We start from the raw sequence: 16,953 nt of genomic DNA, 5'->3' as shown, positions 1-16,953 counted from the left end.
TCGGATTCGCGCCATCCGGCCCCGCGATTGCGGCTCAATCCGTTGCGATGCTGCCGGACGCGGCCAGACCCGCGATCTCCTCGGCGCTGAAGCCGGCCGCCGCCAGCACCTCGGCCGTGTTGCCACCGAGGCGCGGGACCGGGTGGCGGATGGCGCAGGGCGTCCCGCCCAGCTTGATCGGAAAGCCCAGAACCCGCAAGGACGGGCCGTCCTGCCATGGCGTCTCGATCACCATCTGCTGGGCGGCGATCTGCGGGTCGGCCGCGACCTGCCCCAGATCCTGCACCACGCCGCAGGGCACGCCCGCCACGTTCAGCACCTCCAGCCAATGGTCGCGCGGCTTGCCGGCCATGCGGCTGTCGATCAGATCGCGCAGCTCGTTGCGGGCGGCCATGCGCTTGGGGTTGCTGTCATAGCGCGGGTCCGACATGACCCAGCCCAGATCCAGCGTATCGAGGAAACGCCGCAGGATCTGGTCATGCGAATTGGCCACCGCGATCTGCCCGTCCGAGCAGCGGAACAGCCCGTAGGGATAGACCAGCGGATGATCGTTGCCGGTGCGCGGCGGCACCCTGTCCGTGGCGAAATATTCCGAGGCGATATAGGCCATCAGGCTCAGAAGCCCGTTGACCATCGCCACCTCGACCGTCTGGCCCCTGCCCGTCCCGTCGCGCCCGATCACGGCGGCCAGAATGCCGACCGCGGCATAGATGCCCGCCACCAGATCGCTGATCGGGGGGGCGGCGCGCATCGGCGGGCCGTCGGCTTCGCCATTCACGCCCATGAAACCGCTCATCGCCTGGGCGATGAAGTCGAAGGCCGGGCGGTCGGCATGGGGGCCGGTGCTGCCATAGCCGTTCACGCTGGCCACGATCAGGCGCGGGTTCAGATCCTTCAGCGCGGCCGCGCTCAGGCCCAGCTTGTCCAATGTGCCGGGGCGGAAATTCTCGACCAGCACATCGGCATCCGCCAGCAGGCGGCGCAGCACCGTCCTGCCCGCCTCGCTGTAGAGATCCAGCACGACCGAGCGCTTGTTGCGGTTGAAGCCGGCGAAATAGCCCGAATGGCCGTCGGTCATCGTGCCCTGCCCGCGCACCGGGTCACCCTTGGGCGGCTCGATCTTGACCACGTCGGCGCCCAGATCGCCCAGGATCATGGTGCAGAACGGGCCCGACAGCACGCGGGTCAGGTCGATGACGCGCAGGCCCACCAGCGGGCCGTTCGGGATCTCAGCCATTGGCGGTCCTCACGCTGTCCATGGGGGCGGTCCTCAGACGCGGGCCGGCCTTCATGATCTGGCCCGGCAATTCGCGGCCGATGATCCGCTCGGCCAGTTGCGCGGCCCGGATCAGCAGATCCGGATCGGTGCCCGTTGCGACGCCGGATTCGTGGAACAGATAGGCCAGATCCTCGGTCGGGACATTGCCGGTGGCGCGCGGCACGAAGGGACAACCGCCCAGACCGCCGATGCTGGATTCGAAATACCGCGCACCCTGCGACAGGCCGGCATAGGCGCAGGCCAGCCCGACGCCGCGGGTATTGTGGAAATGCAGCGAAAAATCGACATCGGGCAGTTCAGTCGTCAGCGCCCGCAGCCATTCGATCACCAGCGCCGGGGTGGCCATGCCGGTGGTGTCGCCAAGGGTGATGAAGCGCATGCCGAGGTCGCGGTAGGCCCTGGCCTGATCGACCACCGCCCGCACCGCCACATCGCCCTCGAAGGGGCAACCGAAGGCGGTGGCGATGGCGCCCTGCAGCGCCACGCCCGTGCCCTCGGCCAGCTTCGCGATCTCGGCAAAGCCGCGCAGCGATTCGGCGCGCGGGCGGTTCACGTTCTTCAGGTTGTGGCTTTCCGAGGCCGAGGCGAACAGCACCATCGCATCCACCCCCGCCTCGATCGCCGCCGCGGCGCCGCGCGTGTTCGGGACCAGCGCGGTCAGATGCGCGTCCCGGCGCTGGCGGAAGGCGGCCATCACCTCGGCCGCGTCCTGCATCTGCGGCACCGCGCGGGGCGAGACGAAGGAGGTGATCTCGAACCGCCGCAGCCCGGCATCCAGCAACGACTGGATCAGCGCGATCTTCTGCGCCGTCGGCACGAAGACCGGCTCGGATTGCAGCCCGTCGCGCGGGCCGACCTCGGTGATGACGGCCTGTTCGGGAAAGCCCGCGATCCTGCGGCCCATCCTGTCCTCCCCTTGCTGGCGACAAATGGCGTTGCAATTGAATTCCATGTTGGTATACCAGCAACAAGGGAGGCGTCAATGACCGCAATTGCCGCGCATCACGGCGAGGATCGGGACCTGCTGTCCAGGCTGCGTTTCGCGATCCTGTCGCTGGAACTGCTGCCGGGCGAGCCGGTCAGCGAACGCGCGCTGGAACAGCAGTTCGAGGTCTCGCGCACGCCGATCCGCGAGGCGCTGTTCCACCTGCTGCGCGACGGGCTGGTGGTGCGCGAGGGGCGCAGCTATGCCATCGCGCCCTTTGATGTGGCCGAGATCGAGGAGGCCTTCGCCTGCCGCGACATCGTCGAGCCCGCAGCGGTACGGCTGGCCGCGCGGCTGGCCACGCCCGAGGAAACCGATGCCATCCGCAACAGCATCAATTTCAGCCATGACGAGTTCACGCCCGAACGCTGGCTGGACATGGCGCTGGATTTCCATGTCCGCTGCGCCGCCCTGTCCCGCAACCGCTGCATCGTCGCGGCGATGCAGGACGTGACCCTCAGGGCGTTGCGGGCGCGCTGGCTGACGTTTTCCTCGGCCGAGGGGCGGCAGGTCACGCATCGCGAACACAGCGAGATCCTCGATCTGATCTGCGCGGGCGACGGCGAGGGCGCGGCGCGCGCCGTGCTTGCCCATTCGGCGTCGGTGCGCGAGGAAGTACTGGAAACGATCGAGGACGCCCGCCGCTTCATGGGCCGCCGTGGCGTGATCGGGCGATAAGAGACAAGCATCCAACAACCAGGGAGAACAAGGATGATCCTGAAACTGAGCGGACTGAGGGCTGCGGGGCTGGGGGCGGCGATGCTGTTCGCCGTGCCGGCCATGGCGGCGGAATGCATCGCGCCGGCCGATCCCGGCGGCGGATGGGATTTCACCTGCCGCGAGGTCGGCCGGCTGCTGTCGGCGGAAGGGCTGGTCGAGGGCAATGTGCAGGTCACCAACATGCCGGGCGGCGTGGGCGCCGTGGCCTTCGCCAATGTCGCCGGCAAGCGCGCCGATGACGGCGATCTGCTGGTCGCCACCTCGACCGTCGGCATCACCCAGATCGCGCAGGGCAAATATCCCGGCGGCGTCGACCAGATGCGCTGGCTGGCGATGCTGGGGGCCGATGTCGGCGTGATCGCCGTCGCCAAGGACAGCGACATTCAGACGCTGGACGATCTGCTGGGGCGGCTGAAGGCAGACCCGACCTCGGTCGTCACCTCGGGGTCCTCGGGCGCCGGCGGCTGGGACCATATCCGCCTGCTGCTGCTGGCCGAGGCCGGCGGCGTCGAGGCGCTGGAGCAGATCCGCTGGGTGCAGTTCGACGGCGGCAGCCCGGCGGTCACGCAGATGATGGGCGGCCAGGTCGGCCTCGTCTCGACCGATCTGGGCGAGATCAAGGGCTTTGTCGAATCCGGCGACATCCGGGTGCTGGCGGTGCTGTCGGACGAGCCGATCTCGGCCTTCCCCGACCTGCCCACGGCGAAATCGCAGGGCTATGAGGTGACCGGCTACAACTGGCGCGGCTTCTATACCGGCGGCGGCGTCAGCGATGACGATTACAACGCCTGGGTCGAGAAGCTGAAGACGCTCTATGACAGCGCGGCGTGGCAGGAAACCGCCCGGGCCAGCGGGCTGGAACCGATCTGGCGCGGCGGCGACGAGTTCAACGACTATGTCGCCGAACAGAACGAACAGATGGCCAATATCTCGCGCGAGATCGGGGTCATTCAGTGAGCGACCGGCTCTCGGGCCTGTTCTTCTTCCTGCTGGCGGCCGGCTATGTCTGGCTGTCGGCAGGATATACCGCAGGCTTCGGCGATCCGCTGGGGCCTGCAATCTTCCCGCGCGTGATCGGCATTCCGGCTGTGATCCTTGGCCTGTCGCTGCTGATCTGGCCGCGGCATGACGCGGTCTGGGCGGGGCGCGCGGGGCTTTTGCGGCAGGCGGCCGCCATCACCATCCTGCTGGGCTATGCACTGCTGCTTGAGCCTTTCGGCTTCGTGCCGGCGACATTTTCCGCGATCCTCGGGCTGGGCCTGCTGATGGGCGCGCCGCCCCTGCGCGGGCTGCTGATGGCCGCGCTGGCCGCACCGGGACTTTATCTGCTGTTCGACCGGCTGATGGGCCTGCCCCTGCCGCTCATCGGCTCATGGTTTGGCTGACATGGACATTCTTTCGCTGCTCTGGGACGGGTTCGCCGTCGCCGCCCTGCCGATCAATCTGGTGCTGATCGTCGCGGGCTGCTTCGCCGGCACGCTGATCGGCGCGCTGCCTGGCCTGGGCCCGGTCAATGGCGTGGCGATCCTGATCCCGCTGACCTTCGCCTTCGGGCTGGATGCCACCTCGTCGATGATCCTGCTGTCGGCGGTCTATTACGGCTGCATGTATGGCGGGCGGATCAGCGCGATCCTTCTGAACATTCCGGGCGACGAGCCGGCGATCATGACCACGCTCGACGGCTATCCGATGGCCCGCAAGGGGCAGGCCGCGGATGCGCTGGCGATCTCGGGCGTGGCCTCGTTCATCGGCGCAACGCTGGCCACGATCGGGCTGACGCTGTTCGCGCCGATGCTGGCCAAGGCCGCGATCTATTTCGGCCCGGCGGATTATTTCGCCCTTTACGTCATGGCCTTCGCCACCATCGGCGGCATCAGCGGCAGCGATCCGCGCAAGACGCTGCTGGCGGCGCTGCTGGGGCTGATGCTGGGCACTGTCGGCCTCGACCCCTCGACCGGGGTGGCGCGCTATACCTTCGGCAGCTTCAACCTCTATGACGGCTTCGATCCGATCGTGGCGCTGGTCGGGCTGTTCGCCCTGTCCGAGATCCTGTTCTTCCTTGAAGAAAAGGCGCATGGCGGCGGTCTGGTCCCGCCGGGCCGGGTGTTTCCGCGCCTGACCCGGGTGAAAGAGGGGATCGGCGCCTCGCTGCGCGGCTCGGTCATCGGCTTCATCGCCGGCATCCTGCCCGGCGCCGGCGCCTCGCTGGGGGCGGTGATGTCCTACAGCTTCGAGAAACGGCTGAGCGACAAGGGCACCTTTGGCGATGGCGATCCGCGCGGCGTCGCCGCCCCCGAGGCCGGCAACAACGCCGCCAGCGGCGGCGCGCTGATCCCGATGCTGACCCTCGGCGTGCCGGGGTCGGGCACCACGGCGGTGATGCTGGCCATGCTGATCTCGCTGAACATCCAGCCCGGGCCGTTGCTGTTCGAGCGCAGCCCGGATCTGGTCTGGGGGCTTGTCGCGGCGCTGTATCTGGCGAATTTCGTGCTGCTGATCCTGAACCTGCCGCTGATCGGCCTGTTCACCCGCGTCCTCGGCCTGCCGGCATGGGGGCTGATGCCCTTGGTCGTGGCGATCAGCTATCTGGGCGTCTATGCGATCACGCATGCCGCCTTCGACCTTCTGGTGATGGTCGGCTTCGGCATCCTCGGCTTCGTGCTGCGCAAGCTGGATTTCTCGCTGGTGCCGGTGGTCCTCGGCCTGCTTCTGGGCATGGACATGGAGAACAACCTGCGCCGGGCGCTGTCGATTTCGGGCGGGGACTTCACCATCCTGCTGCAAAGCCCCATCGCCAATGTCATCTACCTGCTGACCGCCGGCTTTCTGGTGCTGTCCTTGTGGCTGTCGCGGCGCGGCTCCGCGATCCCCTCACGGCTCGAAACGCCCGGCGACTGATCCGCCGGGCAGATCCCGGCGCCGAGCCCGCCGGCTCAGCCCAGATCGGCGCCCAGCTTCCGCATCAGCGGCAGGAAGTCCGGAAACGAGGTGGCGATCGGGGCGCCGTCGTCGATGCCGACCGGGTGTTCCGTCGCCAGCCCGAGGACCAGGAAGGACATGGCGATGCGGTGGTCCAGATGGCTGGCCGCCGTGCCGCCGCCGGGCACCCTCGCCATGCCGTGGACGGTCATGCTGTCGCGGGTCTCCTCGACCCTGACGCCATTGGCTTCCAGCCCGCGCGCCATCGCGTCGATCCGGTCGCTTTCCTTCACCCGCAATTCGGCGACGCCGTTCATCACCGTCGGTCCCTCGGCGAAGGCCGCGATCACCGACAGGATCGGGAATTCGTCGATCATGCTGGCGGCGCGCTCGGCCGGCACGGTGACGCCCTTCAGCGGCCCGTGGCGCACCACCAGATCGGCGACCGGCTCGCCGCCTTCCTCGCGCGGGTTCTCGAAGGCGATATCGGCGCCCATCTCCTGCAGGGTGACGTAAAGGCCGTCGCGCGTCGGGTTGCGGCTGATCCCCGGCACGCGGATCCCGGATCCCGGCACGATCAGCGCCGCCGCCACCGGAAAGGCCGCGCTCGAGGGATCGCGCGGCACCGCAACCGGCTGGGCGCGCAGTTCGGGCCGGCCGGTCAGGGTGATGACATGGCCCTCGGCGGTGGTCTCGGCGCGGATCCGCGCGCCGAAGCCCGCCAGCATGCGTTCGGAATGGTCGCGGGTCGGCTCGGCCTCGATCACCACCGTCTCGCCCGGCGCGTTCAGCCCGGCCAGCAGCACCGCCGACTTGATCTGGGCGCTGGCGACCGGCGTGCGATAGCGCAGCGGCACCGGATCCTCGGCGCCGCGGATGGTAATCGGCAGGCGCCCGCCCTCGCGGGCGGTGATCTCGGCGCCGAATTCCGCCAGCGGATCGGTCACTCGCGCCATCGGCCGGCGCGACAGGCTGGCATCGCCGGTGAAGGTGGCGGTGATCGCCGTCGTCGCCATCGCCCCCATGATCAGCCGCACGCCGGTGCCGGAATTGCCGCAATCGATCACCCCTTCGGGTTCGGAAAATCCGCCGACGCCGACCCCGTGCACCGACCATTCACCCTCGCCCAGACGCTCGACCTGGGCGCCAAAAGCCCGCATCGCCTTGGCCGTGTCCAGCACGTCCTCGCCCTCCAGAAGGCCGGTGATCCGGGTCTCGCCCACCGCCAGCGCGCCAAGGATCAGCGCCCGGTGGCTGATCGACTTGTCGCCCGGCACCAGCGCCTCACCCTTCAGCGCATTGCTGCGGCGCGAGGTCATCGGACGGGGTTCGGCTGAATGCGACATGGAGACACCTTCTGGATTGCACGGCCCTTCTAGCGCCCCCGTCATGGCGCTGCCACCGTCTTCTTGAGCCCGCCGCCGCCAGTTCCTAGAACCGGCGCGTGAAGAAGGAACCGCAGATGACCGAACTGGATGCGCTGGCCGATCTGGCCGATCCCGACAGGGCCGCAAAGATGGCCGGCTATCACAAGGCCGGCCGGCTGTATCTGGGCGTGACCAATCCGCAGATTCACGCGCTGGTGAAGGTCTGGCGGTCCGACCGCGACCTCGACGGCCGGATCACGCTGGCCGACGATCTGTGGCAGAGCGATGTGCACGAGGCGCGGATCGCGGCCGCCAAGCTGCTGACCCAGGCGCGCATCCGGCCCGACGCGGCGGTCTGGCGGCTGATCGCCTCATGGGTGCCCGATTTCGACGGCTGGGCCATCGCCGATCAGGCCATGATCGCCGGGCAGAAGCGGCTGGTCGCCGATCCCGCGCGGCTGGACGAGGTCGAGACCTGGCTTGACCACCCGAACCCCTGGGCGCGGCGGGCCGTACTGGTCGGCACCCTGCCCTGGGCCAAGATGAATAACCCGAAGTCCGTCGATCTGGACCGGCGCGAGCGTATCCTCGGCTGGGCCGCGCGGCTGGCGGGCGAGCCCGAATGGTTCATCCAGAAGGCCGTCGCCTGGTGGCTGCGCGACCTGTCGCGGCGCGACGCGCCCCGGGTCCGCGCCTTCCTCGACCGGCACGGGGCGCGGATGAAGCCCTTCGCGCGGCGCGAGGCCGCGAGGCTGGTTCAGGACTTATAGACCTCGATCGTCGGCAGATCGGTCAGCGACACGCCGATCAGCTGCAGCGCCGGCAGCGACACCTGGCTGCCGCCCCCCGCCGGCCCGTCCAGCGGGATCAGGTCGACCTTGGCGGATTTGCCGTTCACCGGGTTCACGATCCGCCCGATGCCGCGCGTCTTGACCAGCGGCGTCTTGATCCAGAACCCGCCCTCGGTCGGATCGCCCAGCGAGGCGACGGTCGTGCCCAGCTTCGTCTCGACCGCGGCGGGGGCCTCGGCGGCGGCGGTCTTCTGCGCCGCGGTGGTGGTGTCCAGCTGCGCCGCGGTCGCCTTGGCGGCGGCCTTCGGCGCCGGAGCGCGGGTGATGGCGGCGGCGGCCGTCACCTGTTCGGGCGTCAGCGCGGTGTCGATCCTGCCCGGCTCGGCCGCCGCGGCGGCCGTGGCGGCGGGGCGGCTGGCGGTCGCCGTCACCCCGGCGGGATTGCAGCCCGCAAGGGCCGAAAGGACAAGCGCCATCGCCGCGCCGTTCCTGAACATCTGCATGAAGGACGCTCCCTGAACATGATCGTCGCGGCCAGCCTAGACCGCGGCCGGGGCCGGCGTCCACCTGTGGTTGCGTGATCGGCGGCGGCTTGTGTGCGGGCCGACACATGCCTATCTTGGAGGGCATGGAACTTGCGGCGAACGTCCCCCTCATCGACCCCTTTGCGCGGCCGATCACCTACCTGCGGGTATCGGTCACCGACCGCTGCGACTTCCGCTGCGTCTATTGCATGACCGAGCATATGCAGTTCCTGCCCAAGGCCGAACTGCTGACGCTGGAGGAACTCGACCGGCTCTGTTCCGCCTTCATCGGGCTTGGCGTGCGCAAGCTGCGCATCACCGGCGGCGAGCCGCTGGTGCGGCGCGGCATCATGGGCTTCTTCCGCGCCATGTCGCGCCATCTGGGCCAGGGCCTGGACGAGCTGACGGTGACCACCAATGGCAGCCAGCTTGGCCGCTTCGCCGCCGAACTGGCCGACTGCGGGGTGCGCCGCGTCAATGTCTCGCTGGACACGCTCGACGAGGCGAAATTCGCCCGCATCACCCGCTGGGGACGGCTGCCGCAGGTGCTCGACGGCATCCGCGCCGCCAGTGCCGCCGGGCTGCGGGTCAAGATCAACACCGTCGCGCTGAAGGGCGTGAACGACGACGAGCTGTTCGATCTGGTCCGCTGGTGCGGCGACGAGGGGCACGACCTGACCTTCATCGAGGTCATGCCGATGGGCGATCTCGGCAACGAGGACCGGCTGGACCAGTACTGGCCGCTCAGCGATCTGCGCGGGCAGCTGGCCCGGGGCTTCACCCTGACCGATCTGGCCGAACGCACCGGCGGCCCGGCCCGCTATGTGCGGCTGGAGCAGACCGGCCAGAAGGTCGGCTTCATCACGCCCCTGACGCATAATTTCTGCGAAAGCTGCAACCGGGTCCGGGTCACCTGCACCGGCGACCTGTTCATGTGCCTCGGGCAGGAGGACCGCGCCGACCTGCGCGGACCGCTGCGCGACAGCGCCGATGACGCGCCCCTCAACCGGGCGATCCGCGCCGCCATCGCCCACAAGCCCAAGGGCCATGACTTCGACTATTCGCGCCAGACCGTCGCCGGCCAGATGTCCCGCCACATGAGCCATACCGGCGGCTAGGCCCGGTCCGCAAGGGCCAGGCCGCCGCCTGCGCGGATCGGGTCCCTTGACCTATTCGACCTTCTCGATCTCGCTCGGCCGCCAGCTCTTGTCGAAGAAGGACGGCAGCGGGCTGTAAAGGCGCAGCAGCGTGAACCATCCCTTCGCCGGATCGGTCTGGATCCAGTTGCCGCGCGCCACGCCCTCGGGCTGGTCGGGACCGAAATAGATCGTCGTGCTGCCGTCGCCGGCCGCCTCCGCCGCCGGCGAGGGATAGCTCTGGCTGCCGGCCCGGGGATATTTCTGCGGCGTCTGCAACATCGATCGCGTCTGGTTGTCATACAGCGTCAGCGACCAGAAGGCCGCGGCGGGAATGTCCTTCGGCAGCACCATCCGGTAGGTCTTGGCGCCGTCGAAGGGCTGGCCCTCCGCGTCGAGGAACCCCATCAGATATTGCGAGCCGACGCCGGGGATGCGCATGATCATGCCCGGCGAATCCAGCGTATAGCCGTAATAGAAGGCGGCGCGGGAATCGAGGGTGCGGGCGCCGGTCGGCGGCAGAGGCTTGAACATGCCCTGCTCGAACAGCGGCGGCGGCGTCTCGAAATAGGCCCCGCCCTCCCACAGCATGTTGCCCCAATGCGAGCCTTCGTAATAGGCCCATTCCGGATGCTTCATCGCATAGCGCCAGTTCAGCGCCCGGCCCGTCGCCTGCCCGACCGCGGCGGCATCGGACAGGATCTTCTTCATCCGCTCGTCGGGCGCGAAGGGCTTGCCGCGGACGATCCCGATCGCCGCAAGCTGGCCGGCCAGTTCCGGGTCATAGCTGGTCGCGGGCTCGTTCTGGATGTTCTCGTTGATCAGCTCGAAAAAGCCTATATCGCTGGGCGGGATGGTGTTGAACGAACGGCCCGAGGCCTCGATGAACACCATCTCGGGGATCTTCGGCTCGCCGGCGACGCCCACGGCCCCTTCAAGGGCCTGGGCGATGCTGGTGCCGAAGGCGCCCGGCTGGTAGGGATAGACCTTCATGTTGCGCTTGATGTTCTCGACCGCCGGCTTCGGGTCGTTCCCGACCAGATTGGCGCGCGAGGCATAGATCGCGAAATTCGTCTTCGCCCGGGCGATGAAATAGCCGCCTTCGGGCAGCGGGCCGGCATAATCGGGGCCGACGACCAGATATTTCCCGCCAAGGCCGCGATCCGGCCCCGGCGCGCCGATATCGATCACCCAGGAAAACCACATGTCGTTGATCGTGCCGATGCCGCCCGAGGGCTGCTCGATCACCATCGGGCCTTTGCTCAGGTCAAGCCCGGTGAAGTAATAGACCGTGTCGGCATTCGCGGTCAGAAACAGCGAACTGGAATCCATCAGGTCCGAGAAGATGACGACATCGCCGGGCTTGGCGCCGATGTCCTGAACACCCTTGACGATGGCCAGCGCCGAGGCGCCGCGAAAGCTGTTGTTGTAGGCATTCAGCGCGCGGGTGAAATCCAGCGTGTCATAGATGGCCCGCGTCGCGTCCTCTGTCGGCACACCGTCGCGGAATTCCAGCGTTCCGGCGCGGGTCTCGATCCTGTCCGGCGCCGACAGCGATTCGATGGTTTCGGTCGAGACCTCTGCGAGGCCGGCATTCGCCGCGACAACAAGGGCGGCACTGCTGATTAGGATTCGGCGGATCATCGTTCGGTTCCTCTGAAATTTCTCTGGCGGTCCTGATACCTTCGACGGCGCCTCGGCCTGCGCGCAGGTCCGACGGCGGCCCGCCGCCATCCCGGATCATGAACCGGTCAGTGCAAACATTTTATGGATCCGGCCCTTCAATTCACCATCCATATTGCGCCAGATCCCTGATACCCGACGCCCCGCCGCCCCCCAGCGGGCGGCTTCGTCTGTCCTTGCCCTGTTAGATGTCCACTCAACCTTCTTTCCCTTCTATTTTGGGAAAGGAGGAATATAGACGGGCGCACCGCAGCGGCATTGTTGCAAAAGTCAGGGTCGGGCCGGGAACCCCCTTTCCCCGCCAAATTCATGCCAGGCGTTCAATCTCGGCAGTGCCGAGGACGTTGAAGCGGTTCATGAGTGCAACACGGATGTGGACTCGGCGGTCTGGCGGTCGGGGTCTTTTGAGGCGATGCGTTCGCCGAAGGACTTGAAGCATCGCATTCTCGCCTCGATCCGACTTCGGATATGGTAGCCGGACCATGCCTTCCAGGTCGCCCGGCCGAAGCGCCTGGTCGCCCGATGAATGTCATTGCGGGCTCTGGCGGCCGGGGTCCTCCTTCCAGAGGCGGCCGTTCCTGCGGATTGGTATGATTGCCGTGCCACCGCGATCCAGGATCGCAGCGTGGCATCGGCGGGTATCGAAGGCTCAATTGCCGGTCACGGTGCCGATCTGCTCATCGGGCGGGATCTGGTCCAGCAGGTGCAGCAGAACGGGGCTGTCGCCTTCCCGGCTTGGGGTAAACTCCGCGGCACGGATGTCGCCGGTGGCAGTGTCGATAGCCAGATGCACCTTGCGGTATTGGCGCCGGCGATCGGTGCCGTGCTTGCGGGCCAACCATCGCCATTGCCGAGAAACTTGATCCCCGTGCTGTCAACCAGCAGGTTCAGGGGGCCCGGCGCGCGGCGGTGCGTGATCTGCACCGTGATTGTCTTCTGCCTGCGGCTCAGGGTCGAAAAGTCGGGAACCGGCCAGTCGAGGCCAGCCATCTTGATGATGCTGGCCGCCATCCCCCCTCGCCATGGTCACTCGGACCAGTCGCGTTTCCATGGCTCGATTTGCCGAAGCGGAAGGCCGAACAGAACCTTCACCATGAGACAGAATTGCACAGCGGCCTCGGAGAACACTGGCGAGCGACCCGGGCGACCAGCCTCGGGGGCCAACCAGACCATGTCTTTGTCAAGCCAGACCAGCAACGAACCTCGCCGCTTCAGCACATCGTTGTAGGATTTCCAGTTCGTCGTGCGGTAGCGGGCGGGTTCAGGCTTGTTCATACAAGCCTCTTAACCCCATCGATCCAGAGAGTGAACCCTTCACCACAAAGACTTTTCCAACAACGCCGATGCGCAAGCAGGCGCTGCTCGATATGGCAGCGCGTCTCGTCAGGGTCGAAGAAGCGCGCTTCGATGAAGGGAATGCGGGGCATGGGGTTCCTTTTCCCGGCGCCAAGGGACGCCGTGCCGCCGGGCGACAGGGGCGCTGGCGGCGTGTTGAAATCAGAAACCCGGGTTGGCGGAAGGAATGGCGCGGCCCGGCGCAGGCGTCAATGACGGCGCTCGGCACCGGACCAGAAGAACAGACCGCGAGACAGCGTTGCCGTTGGCAAGGTCAGTCTATTGATTTCACTGTGAAAATGTCAGGACGCGCGATCCAGTGGCAGTTATATGGTTGCCAAAAAGGAAGAAAACCCGGCCGAAGGGAAGCATTATAGCGGCCGGAACACAATCACACCGTATCCAGATACAGTTCGACCGTCTCCTCATCCGACAGTTCGGCCATATAGTGCAGTTCCTGCCGCTTGGTCATCAGGTAGTTCTCGATCAGATGCGCGGGGAAGATGCGGCGGATCTCGGGGCATAGGGCGAAAGCCTCGATCGCAGCACCCCAGTCGCCGGGCAGTTGCTCCAGCTTCTTGTCATAGGCGTTGCCCTTGAAGGGCGGGGGCGGCTCGATGCGATCCTCGATGCCGTTCAGCGCCGCGCCGAGGATTGCCGCGACGGTGAGATAGGGGTTCACATCGCCGCCGGCGACGCGATGCTCGATCCGCCGGGCCTTCGGGCCGGACGAGGGGATGCGGATTGCCGCCGTGCGGTTCTCATAGGCCCAGCCGATGCCCGTCGGCGCATGGGCGTTGGGAACCAGCCGGTCATAGGAGTTCTCATGCGGGGCGAACAGCAGGGTCGAGCCGGGCATGGCGCGCAGGCAGCCGGCGACAGCATGGCGCAGGGCCTCGGTCCCCTCGTCGCCGCCATTGTCGAAGATGTTGCGCCCGTCCTCGGTCAGAACCGAGAAATGCATGTGCATGCCGCTGCCGGGCCAGGCTTCATAGGGCTTGGCCATGAAGCTGGCGGCAAAGCCGAACTGCCGCGCCACGCCCTTCACCAGCATCTTGAACAGCCAGGTGTCGTCCGCGGCCTTCAGCGGATCGGCCTGGTGCATCAGGTTGATCTCGAACTGGCCCGGCCCGGCCTCGGAGATCGAGGTGTCGGCGGGAATGTCCATCATCTCGCAGGCGTCATAGAGCGCCGAGAAGAACTGGTCGAAGGCGTCCAGCGCGCGCAGCGACAGCACCTCGCCGCCGGTGCGCCGCTTGCCCGAGCGCGGGCTGGGCGGCACGCGCAGGGTGCGGCCGGAATCGTCGATCAGGAAGAATTCCAGCTCGGTCGCCACCACCGCCTGCAGCCCGGCGGCCCGGTAGCGGTCGACGACGCGGGCCAGCGCCTGCCGCGGATCGCCCTCATAGGGGCGGCCGTCGGGATGGAACATCCACAGCGGCATCAGCGCAGTCGGCGCGTCCAGCCAGGGCATGGGCAGGAAGCCCCGCTCGGTCGGCAGCAGCAGCCCGTCGGGATCGCCGGAATCGAAGACCAGCGGGCTGTCCTCGATATCCTCGCCCCAGATGTCGAGATTCATTACCGAATAGGGAAACTTGGTGCCCTCATCGACCAGCTTGTGCGCAAAGCGTGCCGGGATGCGCTTGCCGCGCGCCACGCCGTTCAGATCGGCGGCGGCGACGCGGATGGTCTTGACGTCGGGATGTTGGCGCAGCCATTCCATGGCGGTCACCTCAGCAGTTGCGGGCGGTATTTCAGCCGACCCGCCGCACCGGGAAGATGCCTGTTCAGCCGCCGGTTCACGGTTCCGAACAGCGCGATCAGGATCAGGGTACAGAGAATGAAATACCCGGCGACGATAGGATAGGCGACGAAGGGGTTGAAGGTCTTGTCGGCGAAGTAGTTGGCGTAATAGAGGCTGTCGCCGCGCTGCTGGAAAGCCGGGAAGCTGGAGAAGAAGACCAGCGTCGTGGCGTGGAACAGGAAGATCGCCTCATTGGTATAGGCAGGCCAGCCCAGCCGCAGCATTGTCGGCCACATCACCCGCCGGAACTTGGCCCAGCCGGTCAGGCCATAGGCGTCGGCGGCCTCGATATCGCCCTTGGGCACCGACATCAGCGCGCCGTGAAAGATCTGCGCGGCATAGGCCGAGGTGTTCAGCACCAGCACGATCAGCGCCCCCGCCCAGGCCTTGGTCAGCCAGCTGGTCGCCACGGTGAAGCCGAAGACCTCGATCCCGGCGCGGGGCAGCATCACCATCGCCTCATAGGCGAGGAAGAACTGGATGAACAGCGGGCTGCCGCGAAACACGAAGATGAAAGCCTCGGCCGGTTTTCGCAGCCAGGGATTCGTGCTGGCCTTGGCCAGCGCCAGCGCATTGGCGAGGAAAAAGCCGAAGAACAGCGCAAGACAGGCGAAATAGAGGTTCCAGATCAGGCCCGAGCCGATCAGCGTGAATTGCTGGCACAGATCGAAATCCGAGCGCGGCAGCAGCCGCGGACCGATGCCGATGGCACGCAGCGCATAGTCCGAGATCGTCTGCGCGCAGCTCATGCCGCCCCCTTGCGCAGGGCCTCGCCCGCCATCGTCGCCTGCCCCGCCGACAACCGTCGCGTCAGCCGGGCAATGACCCGTTCCGACCCCCAGGTCATCAGCAGGTAGAAGGCCAGAATGGCGAGGAAGTAGTACAGCCGCCAGTCGGGATGCGGATAGCTGAAGGCGCTGCTCTTGGCGCCGCCCAGTTCGCGCGCCCAGTAGACGATGTCCTCGACCCCCAGCAGGAACAGAAGCGGCGTGGCCTTGATCAGGATCATCCACAGGTTCGACAGGCCGGGAATGGCATAGGTCCACATCTGCGGGATCAGCACCCGGCGGGTCACCTGGCGGCGGTTCATGCCGTAGGCCTCGGCCGTTTCCAGTTGCGCGCGCGGCACGGCCTGCATGGCGCCGTAAAGCACGTTCGCGGCAAAGGCCCCGAAGACGATGGCGAAGGCCACCACGGCCAGCGCGAAGCCATAGGCCTCATGCACCCATTGCGGGCTGGTCGAGAGCGGCAGCTTGGCGGCGGCGCAGACGACGAAATCACTGCCCTGCCGCACCGGCGCATCGCTGTCGCAGAGGGCCTTGTGACGCAGCCATTCCAGCCCCTGATCGAGGGCGATGGGCACGAAGAGGAAAAAGATGATGTCGGGAATGCCGCGCACCATCGAGGTATAGACCGTACCGAACAGCCGCAGCGGCAAGAGACGCGAGCGCGAGGCCATCGCCCCCCAGAAGCCGAACAGCAGCGCCACCGGCGCGGTCACCGCCAGCAACAGCAGCACGGTGCCGAAGCTGGCATAGAACAGCATGTGCTTGCCCGATGTGAGATAGCACATCAGCCAGGCAAACCCCTCGAGCGAGGCGGGATCGGCACATTGGGCGAACATCGGCAGGCACCGTTCGGCGGCCGCCCGCAGGGTGCGGGCGCACGGCCGGTTTCAGGTTATTCGTGGATCTGCGCGTCCTCGCCGAACCACTTCTTGATCATCTCGTTCAGGCTGCCATCCGCCTTCATCTCGCCGATGGCGGCGTCCAGCGTTTCGCGCAACTCGGTGTCGGACTGGCGGACACCGATGCCGATGCCCTCGTCAAGGCCGACATCCTCGCCCACGAAGATCAGGTCCTCGCCCTCATCGACATAGGGCCGCACGACCTCCTTGTCGCCGAAGGCCGCATCGGCCTCGCCATTGCGAACCGCCGCCAGAACCTCGTCGATATTGGCGAATTCGATCAGGGCCGCCCCGGTTTCGGCGATATAGGCGGACTGGACGGTGGCGGTCTGCGCGGCGATCACGCCGCCTTCCAGATCCGCGTCCTCGCTGAGCGCGACATAGGAGGACGGCGCCGGCGGCAGGTAGTTCTGGGTGAAGGCGATCACCGCCTTGCGCTCGTCATTGATGCTCATCGCCGCCAGGATCGTGTCGTAATTGCTCGACACGAGGTTCGGAATGATCGAGTCCCAATCGTTCTTGACCCAGGTGCAATCAAGTCCGGCCCGCTTGCACAGCTCGTCGCCCAGTTCACGCTCGAACCCGTCGATCTCGCCGGAATCATTGACAAAGTTATACGGAGGATAGGCGCCCTCGGTGCCCATGCGGACGGTCTGGGCAAGGCCCATCCCTGCGGTCAGGGCCAGAGCGGCGGCGGCGACAATCAGTTTTTTCATTATGTTA

General features: G+C 66.9%; 16 protein-coding genes and 1 pseudogene. 6 read left to right on the top strand and 11 right to left on the bottom strand.

The features are described 5' to 3' along the window. Positions 1-34: 34 nt before the first annotated feature. Positions 35-1,237: a CaiB/BaiF CoA transferase family protein gene (locus KNW02_RS04645; protein ID WP_216032107.1), complete on the bottom strand. Its 1,203-nt coding sequence runs from the start codon at positions 1,235-1,237 to the stop codon at positions 35-37. Then, positions 1,230-2,183 (bottom strand): hydroxymethylglutaryl-CoA lyase, encoded by a 954-nt coding sequence (locus tag KNW02_RS04640; protein WP_216032106.1) that lies wholly within the window; start codon positions 2,181-2,183, stop codon positions 1,230-1,232. The genes KNW02_RS04645 and KNW02_RS04640 overlap by 8 nt, the downstream gene beginning before the upstream one ends. Before the next feature lie 78 nt (positions 2,184-2,261). Between KNW02_RS04640 and KNW02_RS04635 the strand changes: the two genes are divergently transcribed. From KNW02_RS04635 to KNW02_RS04620, 4 genes are read left to right on the top strand one after another with little or no spacing between them, the layout of a single operon-like run. Continuing rightward, on the top strand, positions 2,262-2,942 hold the full coding sequence (locus KNW02_RS04635) for a GntR family transcriptional regulator (RefSeq protein WP_216032105.1): 681 nt from the start codon (positions 2,262-2,264) through the stop codon (positions 2,940-2,942). Positions 2,943-2,975: 33 nt separating this feature from the next. Next, positions 2,976-3,941, top strand: a complete 966-nt coding sequence (locus tag KNW02_RS04630; protein ID WP_216032104.1) for a Bug family tripartite tricarboxylate transporter substrate binding protein — start codon at positions 2,976-2,978, stop codon at positions 3,939-3,941. Further along, positions 3,938-4,369: a tripartite tricarboxylate transporter TctB family protein gene (locus tag KNW02_RS04625; RefSeq protein WP_216032103.1), complete on the top strand. Its 432-nt coding sequence runs from the start codon at positions 3,938-3,940 to the stop codon at positions 4,367-4,369. Before KNW02_RS04630 ends, KNW02_RS04625 begins: the two co-directional genes overlap by 4 nt. Position 4,370: 1 nt before the next feature. Continuing rightward, positions 4,371-5,882, top strand: coding sequence for a tripartite tricarboxylate transporter permease (locus KNW02_RS04620; protein ID WP_216032102.1), 1,512 nt, complete (start codon positions 4,371-4,373; stop codon positions 5,880-5,882). 35 nt (positions 5,883-5,917) lie between these two features. On the opposite strand, the gene aroA is transcribed toward KNW02_RS04620, so the two are convergent. After that, complete coding sequence (aroA, locus tag KNW02_RS04615; RefSeq protein ID WP_216032101.1) at positions 5,918-7,249, bottom strand: 3-phosphoshikimate 1-carboxyvinyltransferase; 1,332 nt, start codon at positions 7,247-7,249, stop codon at positions 5,918-5,920. A 116-nt stretch (positions 7,250-7,365) separates the two neighbouring features. Between aroA and KNW02_RS04610 the strand changes: the two genes are divergently transcribed. Continuing rightward, entirely contained in the window at positions 7,366-8,040 is a 675-nt protein-coding gene (locus KNW02_RS04610; protein WP_216032100.1) for a DNA alkylation repair protein, read from the top strand. On the opposite strand, the gene KNW02_RS04605 is transcribed toward KNW02_RS04610, so the two are convergent. Beyond that, positions 8,028-8,564: a hypothetical protein gene (locus KNW02_RS04605; protein WP_252733451.1), complete on the bottom strand. Its 537-nt coding sequence runs from the start codon at positions 8,562-8,564 to the stop codon at positions 8,028-8,030. The two genes, KNW02_RS04610 and KNW02_RS04605, sit on opposite strands and share 13 nt — an antisense overlap. A 107-nt stretch (positions 8,565-8,671) precedes the next feature. Here KNW02_RS04605 and moaA point away from each other — a divergent pair, with 107 nt between their 5' ends. After that, on the top strand, positions 8,672-9,703 hold the full coding sequence (gene moaA / locus KNW02_RS04600) for a GTP 3',8-cyclase MoaA (RefSeq protein ID WP_252733449.1): 1,032 nt from the start codon (positions 8,672-8,674) through the stop codon (positions 9,701-9,703). 51 nt (positions 9,704-9,754) lie between these two features. Here the strand turns inward: moaA and KNW02_RS04595 are convergent, their stop codons facing one another. The 7 genes and pseudogenes from KNW02_RS04595 to KNW02_RS04565 all read right to left on the bottom strand — a co-directional run bounded on the left by KNW02_RS04595 (position 9,755) and on the right by KNW02_RS04565 (position 16,946). Then, on the bottom strand, positions 9,755-11,365 hold the full coding sequence (locus tag KNW02_RS04595; RefSeq protein WP_216032099.1) for a DUF1254 domain-containing protein: 1,611 nt from the start codon (positions 11,363-11,365) through the stop codon (positions 9,755-9,757). A 346-nt stretch (positions 11,366-11,711) separates the two neighbouring features. After that, positions 11,712-12,679 (bottom strand): annotated as a pseudogene (locus KNW02_RS04590) (IS5 family transposase). Continuing rightward, complete coding sequence (locus tag KNW02_RS04585; RefSeq protein ID WP_216032098.1) at positions 12,676-12,831, bottom strand: hypothetical protein; 156 nt, start codon at positions 12,829-12,831, stop codon at positions 12,676-12,678. Before KNW02_RS04585 ends, KNW02_RS04590 begins: the two are co-directional and overlap by 4 nt. A gap of 299 nt (positions 12,832-13,130) precedes the next feature. Continuing rightward, positions 13,131-14,462: a glutamine synthetase family protein gene (locus KNW02_RS04580; protein WP_216032097.1), complete on the bottom strand. Its 1,332-nt coding sequence runs from the start codon at positions 14,460-14,462 to the stop codon at positions 13,131-13,133. 5 nt (positions 14,463-14,467) lie between these two features. Continuing rightward, positions 14,468-15,292: an ABC transporter permease gene (locus KNW02_RS04575; protein ID WP_216032096.1), complete on the bottom strand. Its 825-nt coding sequence runs from the start codon at positions 15,290-15,292 to the stop codon at positions 14,468-14,470. Continuing rightward, positions 15,289-16,167 carry an ABC transporter permease gene (locus KNW02_RS04570; RefSeq protein WP_216032095.1) on the bottom strand — a complete coding sequence of 293 codons (879 nt, stop codon included), beginning with the start codon at positions 16,165-16,167 and terminating at the stop codon, positions 15,289-15,291. Before KNW02_RS04570 ends, KNW02_RS04575 begins: the two co-directional genes overlap by 4 nt. 56 nt (positions 16,168-16,223) lie before the next feature. Next, a complete protein-coding gene (locus KNW02_RS04565; protein ID WP_216032094.1) occupies positions 16,224-16,946 on the bottom strand; it encodes a transporter substrate-binding domain-containing protein in 723 nt (240 codons plus the stop codon). Positions 16,947-16,953: the final 7 nt, after the last annotated feature.

Origin of the sequence: Paracoccus marinaquae, from assembly GCF_018860165.1 — a bacterium.
Taxonomy (GTDB): Bacteria; Pseudomonadota; Alphaproteobacteria; order Rhodobacterales; family Rhodobacteraceae; genus Paracoccus; species Paracoccus marinaquae.
The sequence above is the reverse complement of the archived record's forward strand: the minus strand, read 5'-3'. Positions and strand labels throughout refer to the sequence as shown.

Bases quoted from the DNA above. Each gene is read 5' to 3' on its own strand.
- KNW02_RS04645 (WP_216032107.1), bottom strand. From the start codon at position 1,237: ATGGCTGAGATCCCGAACGGCCCGCTGGTGGGCCTGCGCGTCATCGAC.
- KNW02_RS04640 (WP_216032106.1), bottom strand. From the start codon at position 2,183: ATGGGCCGCAGGATCGCGGGCTTTCCCGAACAGGCCGTCATCACCGAG.
- KNW02_RS04635 (WP_216032105.1), top strand. From the start codon at position 2,262: ATGACCGCAATTGCCGCGCATCACGGCGAGGATCGGGACCTGCTGTCC.
- KNW02_RS04630 (WP_216032104.1), top strand. From the start codon at position 2,976: ATGATCCTGAAACTGAGCGGACTGAGGGCTGCGGGGCTGGGGGCGGCG.
- KNW02_RS04620 (WP_216032102.1), top strand. From the start codon at position 4,371: ATGGACATTCTTTCGCTGCTCTGGGACGGGTTCGCCGTCGCCGCCCTG.
- aroA (WP_216032101.1), bottom strand. From the start codon at position 7,249: ATGTCGCATTCAGCCGAACCCCGTCCGATGACCTCGCGCCGCAGCAAT.
- KNW02_RS04610 (WP_216032100.1), top strand. From the start codon at position 7,366: ATGACCGAACTGGATGCGCTGGCCGATCTGGCCGATCCCGACAGGGCC.
- KNW02_RS04605 (WP_252733451.1), bottom strand. From the start codon at position 8,564: ATGCAGATGTTCAGGAACGGCGCGGCGATGGCGCTTGTCCTTTCGGCC.
- moaA (WP_252733449.1), top strand. From the start codon at position 8,672: ATGCCTATCTTGGAGGGCATGGAACTTGCGGCGAACGTCCCCCTCATC.
- KNW02_RS04595 (WP_216032099.1), bottom strand. From the start codon at position 11,365: ATGATCCGCCGAATCCTAATCAGCAGTGCCGCCCTTGTTGTCGCGGCG.
- KNW02_RS04585 (WP_216032098.1), bottom strand. From the start codon at position 12,831: ATGCCCCGCATTCCCTTCATCGAAGCGCGCTTCTTCGACCCTGACGAG.
- KNW02_RS04580 (WP_216032097.1), bottom strand. From the start codon at position 14,462: ATGGAATGGCTGCGCCAACATCCCGACGTCAAGACCATCCGCGTCGCC.
- KNW02_RS04575 (WP_216032096.1), bottom strand. From the start codon at position 15,292: ATGAGCTGCGCGCAGACGATCTCGGACTATGCGCTGCGTGCCATCGGC.
- KNW02_RS04570 (WP_216032095.1), bottom strand. From the start codon at position 16,167: ATGTTCGCCCAATGTGCCGATCCCGCCTCGCTCGAGGGGTTTGCCTGG.
- KNW02_RS04565 (WP_216032094.1), bottom strand. From the start codon at position 16,946: ATGAAAAAACTGATTGTCGCCGCCGCCGCTCTGGCCCTGACCGCAGGG.